The 17,554-nt window shown below is 60.2% G+C and carries 14 protein-coding genes; 5 read left to right on the top strand and 9 right to left on the bottom strand.

The window, feature by feature from the left end; translation table 11 throughout:
* The first annotated feature begins 99 nt into the window (after nt 1–99).
* Nucleotides 100–1,947 carry a hypothetical protein gene (locus AB3U87_RS09235; protein ID WP_370734558.1) on the top strand — a complete coding sequence of 616 codons (1,848 nt, stop codon included), beginning with the start codon at nt 100–102 and terminating at the stop codon, nt 1,945–1,947.
* A gap of 220 nt (nt 1,948–2,167) precedes the next feature.
* On the opposite strand, the gene panD is transcribed toward AB3U87_RS09235, so the two are convergent.
* The 9 genes from panD to thpR form a co-directional block, all read right to left on the bottom strand.
* Nucleotides 2,168–2,548, bottom strand: a complete 381-nt coding sequence (panD, locus tag AB3U87_RS09230; RefSeq protein WP_370734587.1) for an aspartate 1-decarboxylase — start codon at nt 2,546–2,548, stop codon at nt 2,168–2,170.
* Between the two features lie 35 nt (nt 2,549–2,583).
* Complete coding sequence (gene panC, locus AB3U87_RS09225; RefSeq protein WP_301251383.1) at nt 2,584–3,438, bottom strand: pantoate--beta-alanine ligase; 855 nt, start codon at nt 3,436–3,438, stop codon at nt 2,584–2,586.
* 14 nt (nt 3,439–3,452) lie between these two features.
* Entirely contained in the window at nt 3,453–4,247 is a 795-nt protein-coding gene (gene panB, locus AB3U87_RS09220) for a 3-methyl-2-oxobutanoate hydroxymethyltransferase (protein WP_253455213.1), read from the bottom strand.
* A gap of 58 nt (nt 4,248–4,305) precedes the next feature.
* Nucleotides 4,306–4,782: a 2-amino-4-hydroxy-6-hydroxymethyldihydropteridine diphosphokinase gene (gene folK, locus AB3U87_RS09215; RefSeq protein ID WP_370734557.1), complete on the bottom strand. Its 477-nt coding sequence runs from the start codon at nt 4,780–4,782 to the stop codon at nt 4,306–4,308.
* Nucleotides 4,779–6,197 (bottom strand): polynucleotide adenylyltransferase PcnB, encoded by a 1,419-nt coding sequence (gene pcnB / locus AB3U87_RS09210; RefSeq protein WP_253461107.1) that lies wholly within the window; start codon nt 6,195–6,197, stop codon nt 4,779–4,781. The genes folK and pcnB overlap by 4 nt, the downstream gene beginning before the upstream one ends.
* 138 nt (nt 6,198–6,335) lie before the next feature.
* Nucleotides 6,336–7,211, bottom strand: a complete 876-nt coding sequence (gene gluQRS / locus AB3U87_RS09205; RefSeq protein ID WP_369895594.1) for a tRNA glutamyl-Q(34) synthetase GluQRS — start codon at nt 7,209–7,211, stop codon at nt 6,336–6,338.
* 53 nt (nt 7,212–7,264) lie between these two features.
* A complete protein-coding gene (dksA, locus tag AB3U87_RS09200) occupies nt 7,265–7,720 on the bottom strand; it encodes an RNA polymerase-binding protein DksA (protein WP_125289067.1) in 456 nt (151 codons plus the stop codon).
* Nucleotides 7,721–7,899: 179 nt separating this feature from the next.
* Nucleotides 7,900–8,604: a DNA/RNA nuclease SfsA gene (sfsA, locus tag AB3U87_RS09195; RefSeq protein WP_253455211.1), complete on the bottom strand. Its 705-nt coding sequence runs from the start codon at nt 8,602–8,604 to the stop codon at nt 7,900–7,902.
* Entirely contained in the window at nt 8,601–9,140 is a 540-nt protein-coding gene (gene thpR, locus AB3U87_RS09190; RefSeq protein ID WP_301251382.1) for an RNA 2',3'-cyclic phosphodiesterase, read from the bottom strand. Before thpR ends, sfsA begins: the two co-directional genes overlap by 4 nt.
* 68 nt (nt 9,141–9,208) lie before the next feature.
* Between thpR and hrpB the strand changes: the two genes are divergently transcribed.
* The 4 genes from hrpB (at nt 9,209) to fhuC (ending at nt 17,548) form a co-directional block, all read left to right on the top strand.
* On the top strand, nt 9,209–11,644 hold the full coding sequence (gene hrpB / locus AB3U87_RS09185; RefSeq protein WP_301251381.1) for an ATP-dependent helicase HrpB: 2,436 nt from the start codon (nt 9,209–9,211) through the stop codon (nt 11,642–11,644).
* 86 nt (nt 11,645–11,730) lie between these two features.
* Nucleotides 11,731–14,250, top strand: a complete 2,520-nt coding sequence (gene mrcB, locus AB3U87_RS09180) for a bifunctional glycosyl transferase/transpeptidase (protein ID WP_301251380.1) — start codon at nt 11,731–11,733, stop codon at nt 14,248–14,250.
* A gap of 274 nt (nt 14,251–14,524) precedes the next feature.
* On the top strand, nt 14,525–16,708 hold the full coding sequence (gene fhuA / locus AB3U87_RS09175) for a ferrichrome porin FhuA (RefSeq protein ID WP_394148871.1): 2,184 nt from the start codon (nt 14,525–14,527) through the stop codon (nt 16,706–16,708).
* A gap of 45 nt (nt 16,709–16,753) precedes the next feature.
* Nucleotides 16,754–17,548 carry a Fe3+-hydroxamate ABC transporter ATP-binding protein FhuC gene (fhuC, locus tag AB3U87_RS09170; protein ID WP_301251378.1) on the top strand — a complete coding sequence of 265 codons (795 nt, stop codon included), beginning with the start codon at nt 16,754–16,756 and terminating at the stop codon, nt 17,546–17,548.
* The last annotated feature ends 6 nt before the right edge of the window (nt 17,549–17,554 follow it).

Below are 17,554 nucleotides of genomic sequence, written 5' to 3'. Positions count from 1 at the left end.
CGCGAGCACGTTGTACTGGTATTGAGTATGGCCGGTGTTGTCACGATAAATCAGCAGGCCACAAGCCTGTTATCTTTGACTCAACTCTGGATCAAACTTATGGCAGGCGTAAATGCATTACCTTCTACCTTAACTACCGCCACTCACTCTTCAGGCCAGGCAACCTCCAGTCAGGAGGCTCGCGCCCGGGGCACCGGGGGAGCAGGCCCTTCTACGGCGGTTACCACACCGGCAGACGCTGCGCGCGATCGGGCCATTAACAACATAGTTACCCAGCTCAATCACTATTTTCCCGGCAGTACCGCATTGCACACGCTGGTACAGGATCGTGCCGCTGAGCTTCATGATATGGGAGAGACGCCTCAAAGCGTTGCCGAAAATATGGCCAAAGCGCAGAAAATGGATTACATCAGCGAGGCCGCAGGCAACGCGGTAAAAGCGTTTCCTTTTGCCATCTCGGGCTACGCCTCAGGCGCCCTCAAATTAGGCGCAGGCGTGGCCGGTTCCACGCCGGGTTCGGAAGCGCTGGCGGGGGCGATTGATGGGGCCACGGCGATGGTGATGAAATCCGTAGGCGATAAGGTATTTGCTGATACGGTAAAGGATACGCTGTGGCTGGCAGCCGATTCCGCAAAGCTGGAGCCGGAAATGCAGGAGGTGCTGAAAAAGCGCCAGGGTCTGGGAGAAAGCCTGAAGCTGGCTCCGCTGGGCGGCCAGGGATTCAATGGCCGTAATGCCGTGGTCGGCGCTGTAGCCGCGGCGACGCATAATAATCCTCAGGCGGTGTCGCATACCAGCAATGTGCTGAGTCTGGCAGCAGGCGCGGCGGGCGGCGTCCTCACCAACAAGTTCAGCGCTTCCCACGGCCCTGAATTCCTGCTGGGACGCACCGACTGGAAAGCGCAATACACCGCGTTGAAGTCTACCAGCGTCAAGCAGCAGATGGCGTCCGGAGGCGCGGAAAGGCTGAAAACGCTGCTGCTTAGCTTACTAACGCCCCGTAATTATGCTAAGGGAACGCTGAATATTACTTCAGGAAATATGGTGTCGGAAATTGGCGCCTTAGCCGTGACGCTGGCCGGAAACAATGCCTTACGCAATGTTGTGCGTAATAAAGGCGTGAGCGAAGCCGTGAGTTCTGCCCCCTCCGCCGCGATTGATGACGCGCTTGGACGCCTCGGCGCAGGCCAGCTGACCTCGCCATCAGAGATTGCTAAAGATCAGGCGATTAACCTTGTCGGCGCCGCGCTGGCCTATGCTTTTCAGGGCGTCGCAGGCGCGTTAGCCGGGCCGGCGCCAACCCGCAATGACGAAGCCGTAGATTTTTTGGCGGATAAAGTCGTGAACAGCGTAATTGGGGAGAAAACCGGTGAAGTGCGGGATAAGGCTATTGAGGTGGTACAGCAAGGGGCAAGAGATGTGGGACAGATGACCGTCGATGCCGCGGTGAAAACCAAAAACTCGGTCAAGGAAGGCGCCATCTCATTAGCCGATGGAGCGGTCAAAACGGGCAACGCGGTTGGCAGCGGTCTGAAAACGGCGAAAAATAACGTTTCTGACGCCATGAGCAATGCCCATCAGTGGGCGGGCGAACAAATCAAAAAGCAGTTTGCTTCTCCGCCACAGCCAGCCGCGCAGGCGATGCCGTCGTCAGCCCCTCAGGCTTCTTCGTCACGGCCTGCCGCGCAGGCGTCAGGACAGACCACCGCGCCACAAACTGCGCCGCCACCGGCACGACCTGTCGCTCCGGCGGCACCCCAGGCCTCGACGTCACAAACTACGGCACCGACCCGACCTGCCGCGCAAACGGCGCCACAGGCTTCGACCTCAAAGCCTGCCGCTCAGACGACGCCGCCTTCAGCCGCGCCTGGCGGATCCCGGCCCGTCGCGCAGCCAGCGAGCGAAGAAATTGAGATGCAGCCGTTGGGCAAAAGTAAGCAGGCGTAGCCTGAGGGGGGTGCCTGGGGCTGGAAGCGTCAAACCCTGCCAGGTAAACGGCGGTGTCTCCAGCTGCGCCAGCCTCCTCTAGCCCCGCAGCCGGGGAGGCAGAGATGCCGCCGCCGGGTAACAGTAAGCAGGGCCGGGCCGGAAAACGGGAGTAAAAGGAAAGGGCGGGGTCTGAACGATGGCGGTAAGAAGAGCGGGGGAGTCATCCCCCGCCAGTAGATTAAGCGACCTGCACCGGCACCGCTTTCGCCAAACGCTTCATTACATTATCGCCTTCAAAGTAGGCGACTTTCGGCTGCCATTCGCGGGCTTCGGCATCCGACATCGTCACGTAAGAGCAAATGATCAGAATATCGCCTTCGCAAGCGCAGCGGGCGGCCGCGCCGTTGACGGAGATAATTTTCGAGCCGCGTTCGGCCGAGATAGCATAGGTAGAGAAGCGCTGACCGTTAGTCACGTTATAGATATCGATCGCTTCATATTGCAGGATGCCGGAAGCATCCAGAAAGTCCTGGTCAATGGCGCAGGAGCCTTCATAGTTCAGATCTGCCTGCGTGACTTTGACGCGGTGGAGTTTGCCCTGCAGCATGGTACGGTTCATCATTTACCTCTGGTGAATAAGCAATAATCGGCACGCTATGCCGTTAAATCGACCTGCTGATTGTCAATCAGGCGCGCCTTGCCCAGCCAGGCCGCCATCAAAATGACCGCGCTTTTGCTTTCTACCGTTAGCGGCAGCAGCGTTTCAGCATCGACTATCGCCAGTCCGTCGGCGCGCAGGCCGTGAATGGCCAGCGCGGCTTCCGCATCGGCAATAATCACATCGACATGACGCTCTCCATTGGACAACCTTTCCGCCATGCTGTTCATGACGCGGCTCAGCGCGGGCGCGATTTTTCGCTCGTCGGGCGTCAGATAACCGTTACGCGAGCTGAGCGCCAGGCCGTCTTTCGCGCGCACCGTCGGCACGCCGACAATCTCGATATCGTAGCCCATATCCGCGACCATCTTGCGGATCAGCGCCAGCTGCTGGAAATCCTTCTCGCCAAAGCAGGCCAAATCGGGCTGCACGAGGTTAAACAGTTTGCTGACGATGGTCGATACGCCGCGAAAGTGGCCCGGACGGCTGGCGCCTTCCAGCAGCGAAGAGAGGCCCGGCACCTCGACAAACGTCTGCTCGCCAAGCCCTTTTGGATAGATATCATCGGGCGCGGGCGCAAAAACCAGATCCACCTTGCGGCGGTTCAGCTTCTCACAGTCTTCCTGGAGTGTGCGCGGATAGCGCGCCAGGTCGTCAGCGCGCTCAAACTGCATCGGGTTAACGAAAATAGTGGTAACCACAATATCGGCGCGCGCGCGGGCTTCGTCGACCAGCGTCATATGGCCGTCGTGCAGATTGCCCATCGTGGGCACCAGCGCGATACGCTTGCCTTCTTGCCGCCAGCGGCGGATCTCACGCCGCAGCATGGGTAAGGTTTCAATAATCAGCACTTGCCGCTCCCGTCTCAGTAAAAACTGTGTTCTTCAGCAGGATACGTTCCCGCTTCGACTTCCGCTACATACTGCCTGACGGCAGCGCGCATCTCGCCTGTTTCCAACAGGAAATTTTTGACGAATTTAGGAATATGCCCGCCGGTGATGCCGAAGGCGTCGTGCATCACCAGGATCTGACCGTCGGTCACGTTGCCCGCGCCGATGCCGATCACCGGAATAGCCAGCGCCTCGGTTACGCGCTGCGCCAGCGCGACGGGCACGCACTCCAGCACCAGCATTTGCGCGCCGGCCGCTTCCAGCGCCAGCGCGTCGGCCAGCAGCGTCTCCGCCGCCTCGCTATCGCGACCCTGCACTTTATAACCGCCGAAAATATTGACCGACTGCGGCGTTAAGCCCAGATGCCCACAGACCGGCACGGCGCGTTCGGCCAGCTGGCGCACGGTGTCGCTCAGCCAGGCGCCGCCTTCGATTTTCACCATGTTCGCGCCCGCGCGCATCAGCTCCGCCGAGCTGGCAAAAGCCTGTTCCGGCGTGGCGAAGGTCATAAAAGGCAGATCGGCCATCAGCAGCGCGGCAGGCGCGCCGCGGCGCACCGCACGGGTATGATAGGCGATATCCGCCAGCGTGACGGGCAGCGTGGAATCATGGCCCTGAACGACCATACCAAGCGAATCGCCGACCAGCATGACCTGGATGCCTTCGTCGGCAAACAGGCGAGCGAAGCTGTAGTCATAAGCGGTAACAGAAGCGAATTTGCGGCCGCTTTTTTTCCATTGGCGAAGGGTGGAGACCGTTGTCGGTTTCATCACAACCTCTGAGAAAGTGTTCTGGTGGGCGTATCTTAATGGAAGGGCGGTAGCCTGGCTACCAGGACTTAATGGCCCGGCAGTCCAGCGTGGCGACCAGCTTTTTAAGCGGCGTGCCGTCCGGCAAAATCAGTTCCGGCGCGATGGCGAGCAGCGGCACCAGCATAAACGCGCGGTTGTGCATATCGTAGTGCGGTACGGTCAGACGCGGCGTGTTAATCGTCAGATCGCCGAACAGCATGATGTCCAGATCCAGCGTGCGCGGGCCCCAGCGTTCATCCTTACGTACGCGTCCCTGTTCCAGCTCAATACGCTGGGTATGGTCAAGCAACGTTTCCGGCGGCAGCGCCGTTTCCAGCAGCACGGCGGCATTAAGATAGTCTGGCTGATCCGGCGGGCCGTAAGGCGGCGTGCGGTAGAAGGGGGAGGTGGCCAGCAGGGTGGTTTGCGGCAGCCCGGCCAGTGCATCAAGCGCGGACTGCACCTGATGCAAAGGATCGGCCAGATTGCTGCCTAAGGCGAGATACGCCCTCATACGTTGCTGCTGTTACCGTCGCGACGAGGGCCAGGCACGCGCTTGCGCGGACGGCGGGTGCGGCGACGCGGCACCGGATCGTCGCCAAGCGTATTCAGCATCGTTTTCTGCTGCGGCGGCGCGGCAACCTGGAACTCGCCCCACCAGGCGGAGAGGCGCAGCAGCTCCTGGTTATTCTCTACTTCGGCGCGCAGCGCCAGCAGGTCGTAAGCGGCGCGGAACTTAGGATGCTCCATCAGCTTCCAGGCGCGCTTGCCATGGCGGCGGGAAAGGCGCAGCTGCAGCTGCCAGATATCGCGCACCAGCGTGGTAATGCGTTTCGGAATAGCCAGCGAGCGGCACGCTTCATCCAGCACGTCGTTCATCGCCAGCGCGAAAGCGTCATAGTAGGCCAGGCCGCTTTCCTGCGCGATTTTCTGCGCCGCTTCCAGCTGCGGATACCAGAACATCGCTGAGAACAGGAACGCCGGGTTAACGCGCATATCGTTATGAATGCGGTTATCGGTGTTTTTCAGCACCTGCACCACCATGCGTTCCATATTGCTGTCGCCCTGATCCGTAAAGTAGCGGGTGATCAGCGGGAAGAGCGGCTGGAACAGCTGATATTCACGCAGCTGCAAATAGGTCGTGTAGCCATAACCGGCCTGCAACAGCTTCAGCGTCTCTTCAAACAGGCGCGCGGGCGGGATATCGTGCAGCAGTGTTGCCAGTCGAGGGATCGGCTCTGCCGTTTCGGCGGCGATGCTCATATCCAGTTTGGCGGCGAAGCGGATCACGCGCAGCATTCGCACGGGATCTTCACGGTAGCGCGTTTCCGGATCGCCAATCAGGCGGATAATGCCCTGATGCAGGTCGTTCAGGCCGCCGACATAGTCGCGTACGCTGAAGTCGGCCACGCTGTAATACAGGCTGTTGATAGTCAGATCGCGGCGCTGGGCGTCATCTTCAATGGTGCCGAAAATGTTGTCGCGCAGCAGCATACCGTTCTGGCCGCGCTGCGAGCTGTTGCGATCGGACTCCGGCTGTTCCGCTTCGTGATGGCCACGGAAGGTGGCGACCTCAATGATTTCCGGCCCGAACATGACGTGAGCGAGGCGAAAACGGCGGCCGACCAGACGGCAGTTGCGGAACAGCTTACGCATCTGCTCCGGCGTGGCGTTGGTAGTCACGTCGAAATCTTTCGGTTTTTTGCCCAGCAGTAAATCGCGGACGCCGCCACCCACAAGGTAAGCCTCATAGCCCGCTTTATTCAGTCGGTACAATACCTTGAGGGCATTTTCACTGATGTCTTTACGCGAGATAGCGTGCCCGTCACGCGGGATCACGGTTATCTTAGGCGCAACCTGCACCTCGGCTGGCGCCTCGCCTTCGCGGTTCAAAACTTTTCGGCAAAAATTAGCAACTCGGGTAAAAATGGGACACCTCGATAGTGACGTTAAAGCTGGGCGATAAAAAACAGCGGCTAATCATAGCTCAGTGTGGCGCGTTTGAGAATGCTCATCTCGCTTCGCTCTCGTTTTCAGGCCAGAGCGGGCGCGCGTATTCACTTTCTACTAACCATTCTGCAACAGTATATTCTGGCGCGGCACGCGGGTCAGATCCCATGCGGCGACCGCTTTTTCCAGTAAAACAGACGGCATTTCGTCGCGCCATCCTTCGCTGACCGGCTGGCCTAAAAAACGCAGCGCCTGCACCAGCACGGGCCGCGGATCGCCTGCCGGCAGCGGCGGCGCATGATTCTGCTTGGAAAGCTTGTTGCCATCGGCGTTGACCGCCAGCGGCAAATGCAGGTAGCCCGGCACCGGCCAGCCAAAGCGCTGGTACAGCGTTATCTGCCGTACCGTCGGCTCGATCAGGTCGGCGCCTCTGACCACTTCCGTCACGCCCTGAAAATGATCGTCCACCACTACCGCAAGATTATAGGCAAACAGCCCGTCGCGGCGGTGAATAATAAAATCTTCCTGCGCCAGCGCGGCGTCGGCCATCACCTCGCCGCGCAGCGTATCGGTAAACTGCGCCACGGGGCGATCGACGCGCAGACGCAGTGCCGCATTATCCGGGCCGCGTTGTCGCGTGCGGCAGTAGCCGTCGTAAAGGCCGCCGATTTGCCGAATGCGGCTGCGCGTGCAGGTACAGTAATAGCTGTGGCCCTGCTGGTTCAGCCAGGCCAGCGCTTCCCGATAGGCTTCATGGCGCTGCGACTGCCAGAGCACCTCGCCATCCCAGTGCAGGCCATACTGCTCCAGCTGCTGAAGAATGCGCCGCGCCGCGCCGGGCACTTCACGAGGCGGATCGATATCCTCAATGCGCACCAGCCATTTGCCCTGCTGCGCGCGTGCCTGCAAATAGCTGCCAAGCGCGGCTATCAGCGAGCCGAAGTGGAGTTCACCGGAAGGGGATGGGGCGAAGCGCCCGATACAGGATGACATCGGAGAAGAGACAGGCAGTGAAGCAGATGCCTCACTGCACAATCCATTAGCCATTAACCGGCCATTTGTTTTTCGCGGATTTCCGCCAGCGTTTTACAGTCGATGCAAAGATCGGCGGTAGGACGTGCTTCAAGGCGACGGATACCGATTTCAACGCCGCAGGAATCGCAGTAGCCGAAATCGTCATCTTCTACTTTCTTCAGCGTCTTCTCGATCTTTTTAATCAGTTTGCGCTCGCGGTCACGGTTACGCAGTTCAAGACTGAATTCTTCTTCCTGTGCTGCCCGGTCAACCGGATCGGGGAAGTTGGCGGCTTCATCTTGCATATGCGTGACGGTGCGATCAACTTCATCCCGAAGCTGGTTACGCCAGGCTTCAAGGATCTTCTTGAAATGCGCCAGCTGGGCTTCATTCATGTACTCTTCGCCCGGCTTCTCCTGATAGGGTTCCACACCAGCGATGGCGAGAATACTCAGGGACGAGGTTTTACGGGTTTGCCCTTCTTGCATGTTGTTTCTCCTGGATAACACGCACTATCGATCCCCAGAGGGGATAAAAACAGGTCGCTATAAATAGCAGAAGCGATCAAGGTTGGCAATTATTCCTGAACATCCCTTGACAAGGCTGTGAGGAAAAGCGTATCTGACGCGACATAAGACCCTTCATATAACAGCTAATTGCGTCTGAATTACGCATTCACAATCAGTTTCCTCTCTACGACCAGACCTTCAGGCGAGAGGCTCGCTTTACAGGCAAGCACCTCGACCCCGCTTGCGCGCGCCTGAACCATGAGTTCTGCGTAGCGTGCATCAATGTGACGCGCCGGGGTGACGTCCTCAATCCCCGAATGCAGAACGGCAAATAAAAGCACCGCGCGCTCGCCGTTTTCCGCAATCTTCGCCAGTTCGCGCAGATGCTTCTGGCCACGCTCGGTAACCGCATCCGGAAAGTAACCCTTACCCTGTTGTAAGAGCGTCACGGATTTGACTTCAATATAGCAGTTGACGCGATCCTCTGCCTTTAACAGGAAATCAATACGGCTTTTTTCAGCGCCATATTTCACTTCACTTTGTAAATCCGCATAACCGGATAATTCCGGAATCTGCCCGGCCAGCAGCGCTTCTTTTACCAGCATATTGGCGCGCAGCGTATTTACGCAGATCCAGTGTCCCTGCTGGGTTTGTGTCAGTTCCCAGCTGTGCGGATACTTTCTGGTCAGGCTGTCCGACGTGGAGTACCACACCGTATCACCTGGCGTCGCACAGCCGGTCATCGCGCCGGTATTGGCGCAATGCAGCGTCAGTTCGGTGCCGTCTGGCGTGATGACATCGGCCAGAAAGCGCTTATAACGTTTGACCAGCGTGGCCTGGCGCAGCGGCGGCGTAAAATTCATAAACTTTCCTGTTGCAGTTCCCAGCTTGCCAGCTCCCGATAGCGCGTGCGGCCCTGGCTGAACAGCGACTCGAAGAGCGCAAAACGCTCCACGCGAAACTGCCAGCTGAAATTACGCGGCGGCAGCGCGACCGGCTGGAGAGCATTGCGGAATAATGTGACATGCGGATGAAAGGGCAGAGGACTTTGATAACAGCCGCTGCGCGCGGCCTGCGAGCGTAACAGTCCGGCCAGCTGCAGCAGTCCGCGCGGCGCCTGCTTCGGCCCCAGCCAGACCACGCCGGAACGCGGCCAGTGACCGGCGTCGTCCAGCGTCAGGGTAAACGGCGACTGCCTGATACGTCCGGCCATTTGTTGGAGCGCACGCTGCTTTTCCGCGCCGACATCGCCTAAAAAGGCCAGCGTAAGATGCAGGTTAGCCGCCGCTATCGGACGGCCGGTCTCTTCGGCAAAGGTGGCGGCGCGCCACGCAATAACCTCCTGACTGCTGCTGGCCGGTAGCGCGATACCGAAAAACAGTCTTTTTTGCTCGTTCATGGTGCCCTCCGGTATTCCAGAAGCAGGAATGCTACAATGCCCGGCAACTTAAGGCCAGGAGCAGAGACGTGAGTTCATTACCAGTCAGCGCTGTATTACCCGAGCTGTTGGCGGCCCTGCGGGATGCGCCGCAGGTGCTGCTGGCGGCGCCGACCGGCGCGGGAAAATCGACATGGCTGCCGCTGCAGCTTTTGCAGCAGGTCAGCGGGCGTATTTTGCTGCTGGAGCCGCGCAGGCTGGCGGCGCGCAACGTGGCGCAGCGGCTGGCGGAGCAGCTTGGCGAAGCGCCAGGACAGACCGTGGGCTACCGGATGCGGGCGGAAAGCCGCAGCGGGCCGTCCACGCGGCTGGAGGTGATTACGGAAGGCATCCTGACGCGGATGCTACAGCAGGATCCGATGCTGGAAGGCGTTTCGCTGGTGATCCTGGATGAGTTTCACGAGCGCAGCCTGCAGGCCGATCTGGCGCTGGCGCTGCTGCTGGACGTGCAGCAGGGGCTGCGTGAAGATCTGAAAATTCTGCTGATGTCGGCCACGCTGGACAACGCTCGCCTGCAGGCGCTGCTGCCGGATGCGCCATCTGTCCGCTCCGAAGGCCGCTCTTTTCCCGTTGAGCGGCGCTACGCATCCCTGTCCACCAGCCAGCGGTTTGAAGAGGCGGTGGCGCGGCAGGTCAGCGAGCTGCTGCGCGACGAGCCTGGCTCGCTGCTGCTGTTTCTGCCCGGCGTGGGCGAAATCCAGCGGGTGCAGACGCAGCTGGCGCCACTGGTCGCTAGCGATGTCGATCTTTGTCCTTTATATGGCGCGCTGCCGCTGGCGGAGCAGCGTAAAGCTATCCTTCCTGCGCCTGTCGGCCGCCGAAAAGTGGTGCTGGCGACCAATATCGCGGAAACCAGCCTGACTATCGAAGGCATTCGGCTGGTGGTGGACAGCGCGCTGGAGCGGACGGCGCTGTTCGATACGCGCACCGGCCTGACTCGCCTGCAAACGCAGCGCGTCAGCCAGGCTTCGATGATCCAGCGCGCCGGACGCGCGGGTCGTCTGGCTCCGGGGATCTGCCTGCATCTGATCCCTAAAGAGCAGGCGGAACGCGCGGCGGCCCACAGCGACGCGGAAATACTGCAAAGCGATTTAAGCTCGCTGTGGCTGGATCTGCTGCAGTGGGGCTGCCACGACGCAGCGCAGCTCACCTGGCTGGATAAACCGCCCGCCGCCAGCCTGGCCCAGGCGCAGCGGCTGCTGTCGCAGCTTGGTGCCACCACCGATGCCGGACAGCTGACGGCCAAAGGTCGACGCATGGCCGCTTTCGGCAGCGAGCCGCGCCTGGCCGCGATGCTGGTCGAGGCGGGCAACGATGCGGACAGCGCCGCCACGGCGGCGATGCTGGCGGCGATCCTGGAGGAGCCGCCGCGCGGCAGCGTCGATCTGCGGGACGCGCTGCATCGTCCCCAGCCCCACTGGCAGAAACGAGCGAAACAGCTGCAGCAGCGGCTGCGCCTGACCGGCGGCGCGATCGATGCGGCGTTGGCCGCGCCGCTGCTGGCGAGCGCTTTTCCCGATCGTATCGCTCGCCGTCGCGGCATGGAAGGGCGCTATCAGCTGGCTAACGGCATGGGCGCGATGCTCGATCGCGAAGAGGCGTTAATCCGCTATGAATGGCTGCTTGCGCCCGCGCTATTACAGGGCAGCGCGCAGCCGGACGCGCGCATTCTCCAGGCGCTGCCGCTGACGATAGAAACGCTGATCGCCGAGCGGCCGCAGCTTGTCGGGCAGCGGGTAGAGGTTGAATGGCACGACGAGCGCGGCACGCTTTCCGCCTGGCGTCGCGAACAGATTGGCGAGCTGGTGCTGAAATCCCAGCCGCTGAGCAAGCCTGACGAAGCGGTGCTGCACCCGGCGATGCTGCGCTGGATCCGCAGCAAAGGGCTGTCGGTGCTGAACTGGACGCCCGCCGCCGAGCAGCTGCGTGTGCGGCTGGTCTGCGCCGCGCAGTGGCTGCCGGAACAGGCATGGCCCGCCGCCAGCGAGGCCGATCTGCTCGCCACGCTGGAAAAGTGGCTGCTGCCGATGATGAGCGGCGTGCGCGATGCAAAAGGGTTAAAACAGATCGACTGCGTCAACGCGCTATTACAATTGCTCACATGGTCACAGCGCCAGCAGCTGGATACTGTGCTGCCAACTCATTACACTGTGCCCACCGGAAGCCGGCTGCCGATCCGCTACGATGAAGAGAAGCCGCCCGCGCTGGCCGTGCGGCTACAGGAGATGTTCGGCGAAGCGCAAAATCCCAGCGTGGCCGAAGGGCGCATTCCGCTGGTGCTGGAGCTGCTCTCGCCCGCGCAAAGGCCGCTGCAGATCACGCGCGATCTGGCGGGCTTCTGGCAGGGAGCCTGGCGTGAAGTGCAAAAAGAGATGAAAGGGCGCTATCCCAAACATCTCTGGCCCGACGATCCGGCCAGCGCGCTGCCGACGCGGCGCACCAAAAAGTATTCCGCACCTTCCTGATCGGGTTTCAGAAGGTTCCCGTTCCACCGTAGTTGATGTCAGTGCATAGTCGGCCCGCCGACGGCGGCTCTGGAGAAAAGAAACGAATGTCAGACGATCGCGAACCTATTGGGCGTAAAGGTAAACAGCCCAACCCCCCGCGCAAAAAGGCGGGCCGGGGTCGCCGCAGGGAAGTCGATAATATTGATTTTCAGGATGATGACCATAATAACGAGGAGAAAGTACCCGTGCCACGTAAAGGAAAAGGACGGCCGCCGCGTAAAAGAGGCTGGCTGAGCTTAATGATTAAGCTGCTGCTGGTATTTATTGTACTGATGGCGGTCTACGGGGTGTACCTGGATTCGCAGATCCGCAGCCGTATCGACGGCAAAGTCTGGCAGCTGCCCGCCACGGTGTATGGCCGCATGGTCAATCTTGAGCCGGGCATGGCCTACAATAAAAAAGAGATGATCGCGCTGCTCGAAGGCACGCAGTACCGCGAGGTGACGCGCATGACGCGGCCTGGCGAGTTTACCGTGCAGGGCAACAGCATTGAGATGATTCGCCGCCCGTTTGACTTCCCGGACAGCAAGGAAGGGCAAATCCGCGCGCGGCTGAGCTTTGACAACGACTCGCTGACCGAGATCAAAAACCTCGACAGCGGCCGCGACTTCGGCTTCTTCCGTCTCGACCCTCGTTTGATCACTATGCTGCAATCACCAAACGGCGAGCAGCGCCTGTTTGTGCCGCGTGCGGGCTTCCCGGATCTGCTGGTCGATACGCTGGTGGCTACCGAAGACCGCCATTTCTACGAGCACGACGGCATCAGCCTGTACTCTATCGGCCGCGCCTTCCTGGCGAATATCACGGCAGGAAAAGCGGTGCAGGGCGGCAGTACGCTGACCCAGCAGCTGGTGAAAAACCTTTTCCTGACCAACAAACGTTCGCTGTGGCGCAAGGCTAACGAAGCCTATATGGCGCTGATTATGGACGCGCGCTACAGCAAAGACCGCATTCTGGAGCTTTACCTGAATGAGGTTTATCTGGGCCAGGCGGGCAACGATCAGATCCGCGGCTTCCCGCTGGCGAGCCTCTACTACTTTGGCCGTCCGGTGGACGAGCTGAGCCTGGATCAGCAGGCGCTGCTGGTGGGCATGGTGAAGGGCGCGTCGCTCTATAACCCGTGGCGCAATCCGAAGCTGGCGCTGGAGCGCCGCAACCTGGTGCTGCGTCTGCTGCAGCAGCAGAAAGTGATCGACCAGGAGCTGTACGACATGCTCAGCGCCCGTCCGCTTGGCGTACAGCCGAAAGGCGGCGTGATCACGCCACAGCCTGCGTTTATGCAGATGGTGCGCAACGAGCTACAGGCGAAGCTGGGCGATAAGATCAAAGATCTTTCCGGCGTGAAAATTTTCACCACGCTGGATTCTGTTTCGCAGGATGCGGCAGAAAAAGCTGTGGAAGAAGGGATGCCGACGCTGCGTAAACAGCGCAACCTGAAGGATCTGGAAACCGCGATGGTGATCGTCGATCGCTTCAGCGGCGAAGTTCGCGCCATGGTTGGCGGCGCCGATCCGCAGTTTGCGGGCTATAACCGTGCGCTACAGGCGCGCCGGTCGATTGGTTCTCTGGCTAAGCCAGCCACCTATCTGACCGCGCTGAGCCAGCCGGATAGCTATCGCCTGAATACCTGGATTGCCGATAATCCGATCGCGCTGAAGCAACCAAACGGTCAGGTCTGGAAGCCGCAGAATGATGACCGCCGCTTCAGCGGTCAGGTGATGCTGGTAGATGCGCTGGCGCACTCCATGAACGTGCCAACGGTGAACCTGGGCATGACGCTGGGCCTGCCGCAGGTGGTGGATACCTGGAGCAAACTCGGCGTGCCGAAGGCTGAACTCCAGCCGGTGCCGGCTATGCTGCTGGGCGCGCTGAACCTGACGCCGGTCGAAGTGGCGCAGGCGTTCCAGACTATCGCCAGCGGCGGCGATCGCGCGCAGCTTTCCGCACTGCGTTCGGTCATTGCCGAAGACGGCACCGTGCTTTATCAGAGCTTCCCGCAGGCGGAGCGCACCATTCCGGCTCAGGCCGCCTACCTGACGCTTTACGCGATGCAGCAGGTCGCGCAAGAGGGTACGGCCCGTGCGTTAGGTTCGCGCTATCCGAAGGCGCACCTGGCGGCGAAAACCGGCACCACCAACAACCTGATCGACAGCTGGTTCGCGGGCGTGGACGGCAAAGAAGTGGCGATCACCTGGATTGGCCGCGACAATAACCAGAGCACCAAACTGTACGGTGCCAGCGGCGCGATGCAGATCTACCGTCGCTATCTGGACAACCAGGCGCCGATGCCGCTGATGCCGACGCCGCCGGAAGATATCGCGCCGATGAACGTGGATTCAGCCGGTAACTTTGTCTGCGGCACGGGCAGCAGCAGCTGGCGGACGCTGCCGGTCTGGACCACCGATGCCGACGCGCTCTGTCAGCAGCAGCAGCAGCAAATCCAGCAGCAGCAAATGCAACAGCAGCAAATGCAGCAGGAGCAGCAGCCTGCTCAACAGCCGCAAAACGAGCAGAAGGATGCGGACGGCGTGGCGGGTTGGATCAAGGATATGTTCGGTAAATAACTGAAAACAGGTGTAAAGCCGGTTCTTAACGAGCCGGCTTTTTTTTGCCTTTTTGGCGGCGGCAGCAGAAAAACTAAACCGGCAAAAAGAGGCTTTTCAGCACGACTGCATGACAACGGCTTTATTTTCCCTGCTTTATGCTGGCCTGAACTCCGCCGGATTCGCGCTAAAAGCGCCCGATTTTTTCTTGCGAAAGCGCCGGTAATTCGCCTATTATCCTGTCGTTATAATAATAATTCTCGTTTACATTCTACTTTTCATCAGAGAACGCTAAATGGCTATTTCATCTTTGAAATCATCCGCTTTGCCGGTAAGCCGACTGGCCTGCCTTGTTGCCGTCGCGCTTTCCTCCTCTGCTTTCGCCGCCAGCGAACAGACTATTACCGTCAGCGCCAACGCCGATGCCGCCAGCGAAAACGCCTGGGGCCCGGCACCGACCATCGCCGCTAAACGCAGCGCCACCGGTACCAAAACCGATACGCCGATTGAAAAAAATCCGCAGTCCGTTTCGGTGGTGACCAGCGACGAAATCGAGATGCGCAACGTCAGCACGGTTAAGGAAGCCTTTAACTATGCGCCCGGCGTAATGACCGGCAACCGCGGCAGCTCGCAGGTTATCGACGCGCTGTCCATCCGCGGCTTCAGCGAAACCAACACCAATCAGTATCTGGACGGCCTGAAGCTCCAGGGCGATAACTACTCCGAATTCGCTATCGATCCTTATTTTCTGGAGCGCGCGGAGCTGCTGCGCGGGCCGGCATCCGTGCTTTACGGCAAGAGCAACCCGGGCGGCGTAGTTGCGCTGGTCAGCAAGCGTCCGACCACGGAAACGCTGCGCGAAGTGCAGTTCCAGATGGGCTCGGATAACCTGTTTTCCACCGGCTTTGATTTCGGCGGCGCGCTGGATGACGGCGGCGTTTACTCCTGGCGCCTGACCGGCCTGGCGCGCAGTCAGGACGCGCAGCAGGATATGCAGAAAGAGAAGCGCTATACCGTGGCGCCGTCTTTCAGCTGGCAGCCCGACGCCAACACCAACTTCACGCTGTTAACCTATTTCCAGAACGAGCCGGAAACGGGCTACTACGGCTGGCTGCCGCGTCAGGGTACCGTGGTGCCGATCGTTGATGCCAACGGCCGGCAGCACAAGTTGGGCACCGATTTTGACGAAGGCGAGGCGAGCAACAAGATCTCCCGCAACACCAAAATGGTGGGCTATAACTTCTCGCACAGCTTTAACGATACCTGGACCGTGCGGCAAAACCTGCGCTACGCCGATCTGCGCACCGACTATCGCAGCATTTACGGCAACGGTTTCGACAGCGCCAGCAGTGCCATTACCCGCGCTTACGCCGGTTCTGAAGAAGAGCTGAACCAGTTTGCCGTCGATAGCCAGGCGCAGGCGAAATTCGCTACGGGCGCGCTGGATCATACGCTGCTGCTGGGCGTCGACTATCAACGTACCCGCAACGATATCAACGCCGGATTCGGTACCGCTTCCCCGCTGAGCGCGCTGGATCCGCAGTACGGCAACGACAGCACCACGATCACCTTCCCGTATCACTATCTGAACAAGCAGGAGCAGACCGGCCTGTACGCGCAGGATCAGATGGAGTGGGACCGCTGGGTCATGACGCTGGGCGCGCGCTACGATTACGCGATGACCTCGGCGTTTAACCGCGACGCTAATGCGCTGGCGAAAAACCACGACCAGGCCTTTACCTGGCGCGGCGGCCTGAACTACGTGTTTGATAACGGCGTGGCGCCTTATTTCAGCTACAGCGAATCCTTTATTCCGACTGCCGGAACCTCCGCTGAAGGGCAGCCGTTCGATCCGTCACGCGCTAAGCAGTACGAGGCTGGCGTAAAATACGTGCCGAAAGACCGCCCGATTGTGATCACCGGCGCGCTCTATCAGCTGACTAAAACGAAAAATCTGACGGCGAATCCCGATCCTGATTTTGCCAATTTTAGCGTGCAAAGCGGCGAAATCCGCTCGCGCGGCGTCGAGCTGGAAGCGAAGGCGGCGGTCAATGCCAACGTTAACGTTATCGCCTCTTACACCTATACCGACGCGGAATATACGCACGATACGCAGCTGAAAGGCAGAACGCCGGTGCAGGTGCCGAAACATATGGCGTCGCTGTGGGCCGATTATACCTTCCACGAAACGGCGCTTTCCGGCCTGACCGTGGGAAGCGGCGTACGCTATGTCGGTGAGAGCAAAGGCCTGTACAGCACCGGCCCTGATACTAATCAGAACTTCAACGTGGCGGCGTACACCACCGTCGATGCCGTGGTGAAGTACGATCTGGGGCGTTTTGGTCTGCCAGGCTCGTCGATTGGCGTCAACGTCAACAACCTCTTCGATCGGGATTATGTCGCCAGCTGCTATCGCGACTACGCCTGCTACTGGGGCGCCGAACGTCAGATCGTCGGCACCGCCACTTTCCGTTTCTAACCAAACCGGGCGCGGTTCGCCGCGCCCGTCAGGCAGAAAATTGTTATGCATTCTCCGCACCTGACCGACAGCACCTTCTCGCTGCATCAAACTTCATTTGCCGTTCCGGGCCGCATCCTGCTCCAGCCGCTGTCGCTGACCTTTCCCGCCGGAAAAGTCTGCGGGCTGATTGGGCATAATGGCTCCGGCAAATCCACGCTGTTAAAGCTGTTGGGGCGCCATCACGCCGCGACCGGCGGCGAAGTGCGGCTCAATGATAAAGCGCTGGCGCAGTGGCCCGCTAAGCGCTTTGCCCGTGAGGTCGCCTATCTGCCGCAGCAGCTTCCCGCCGCCGAGGGCATGACGGTGCGGGAGCTGGTCTCGATGGGGCGCTATCCCTGGCACGGCGCGCTGGGCCGCTTCGGCAGCGAAGATCGCGATCGCGTCGATGAAGCCATTGCGCTGGTGGGCCTGAAACCTTTCGCCTCGCGTCTGGTGGACAGCCTCTCCGGCGGCGAGCGCCAGCGCGCCTGGATTGCGATGCTGGTGGCGCAGAACAGCCGCTGCCTGCTGCTGGATGAACCGACTTCCGCGCTGGATATCGCTCATCAGGTCGAGGTGCTGGCGCTTATCCAGCGGCTCAGCCATGAGCGGGGGCTGACCGTGATCGCCGTGCTGCACGATATCAATATGGCCGCCCGCTACTGTGACCACCTGGTCGCCTTGCGCAACGGCGGGATGATTGCGCAGGGTGATGCCGACGCGATTATGCAGCCGGAGGTGCTCCAGGCCATTTACGGTATCCCAATGGGCATTCTGCCGCACCCGGACGGCGGCACGCCGGTAAGTTTTGTTTACTAAAGGAAT

It is taken from the genome of Erwinia plantamica, from assembly GCF_043420595.1.
GTDB classification, from domain to species: Bacteria; Pseudomonadota; Gammaproteobacteria; order Enterobacterales; family Enterobacteriaceae; genus Erwinia; species Erwinia aeris.
This window is presented reverse-complemented; position numbering and strand designations above follow the sequence as displayed.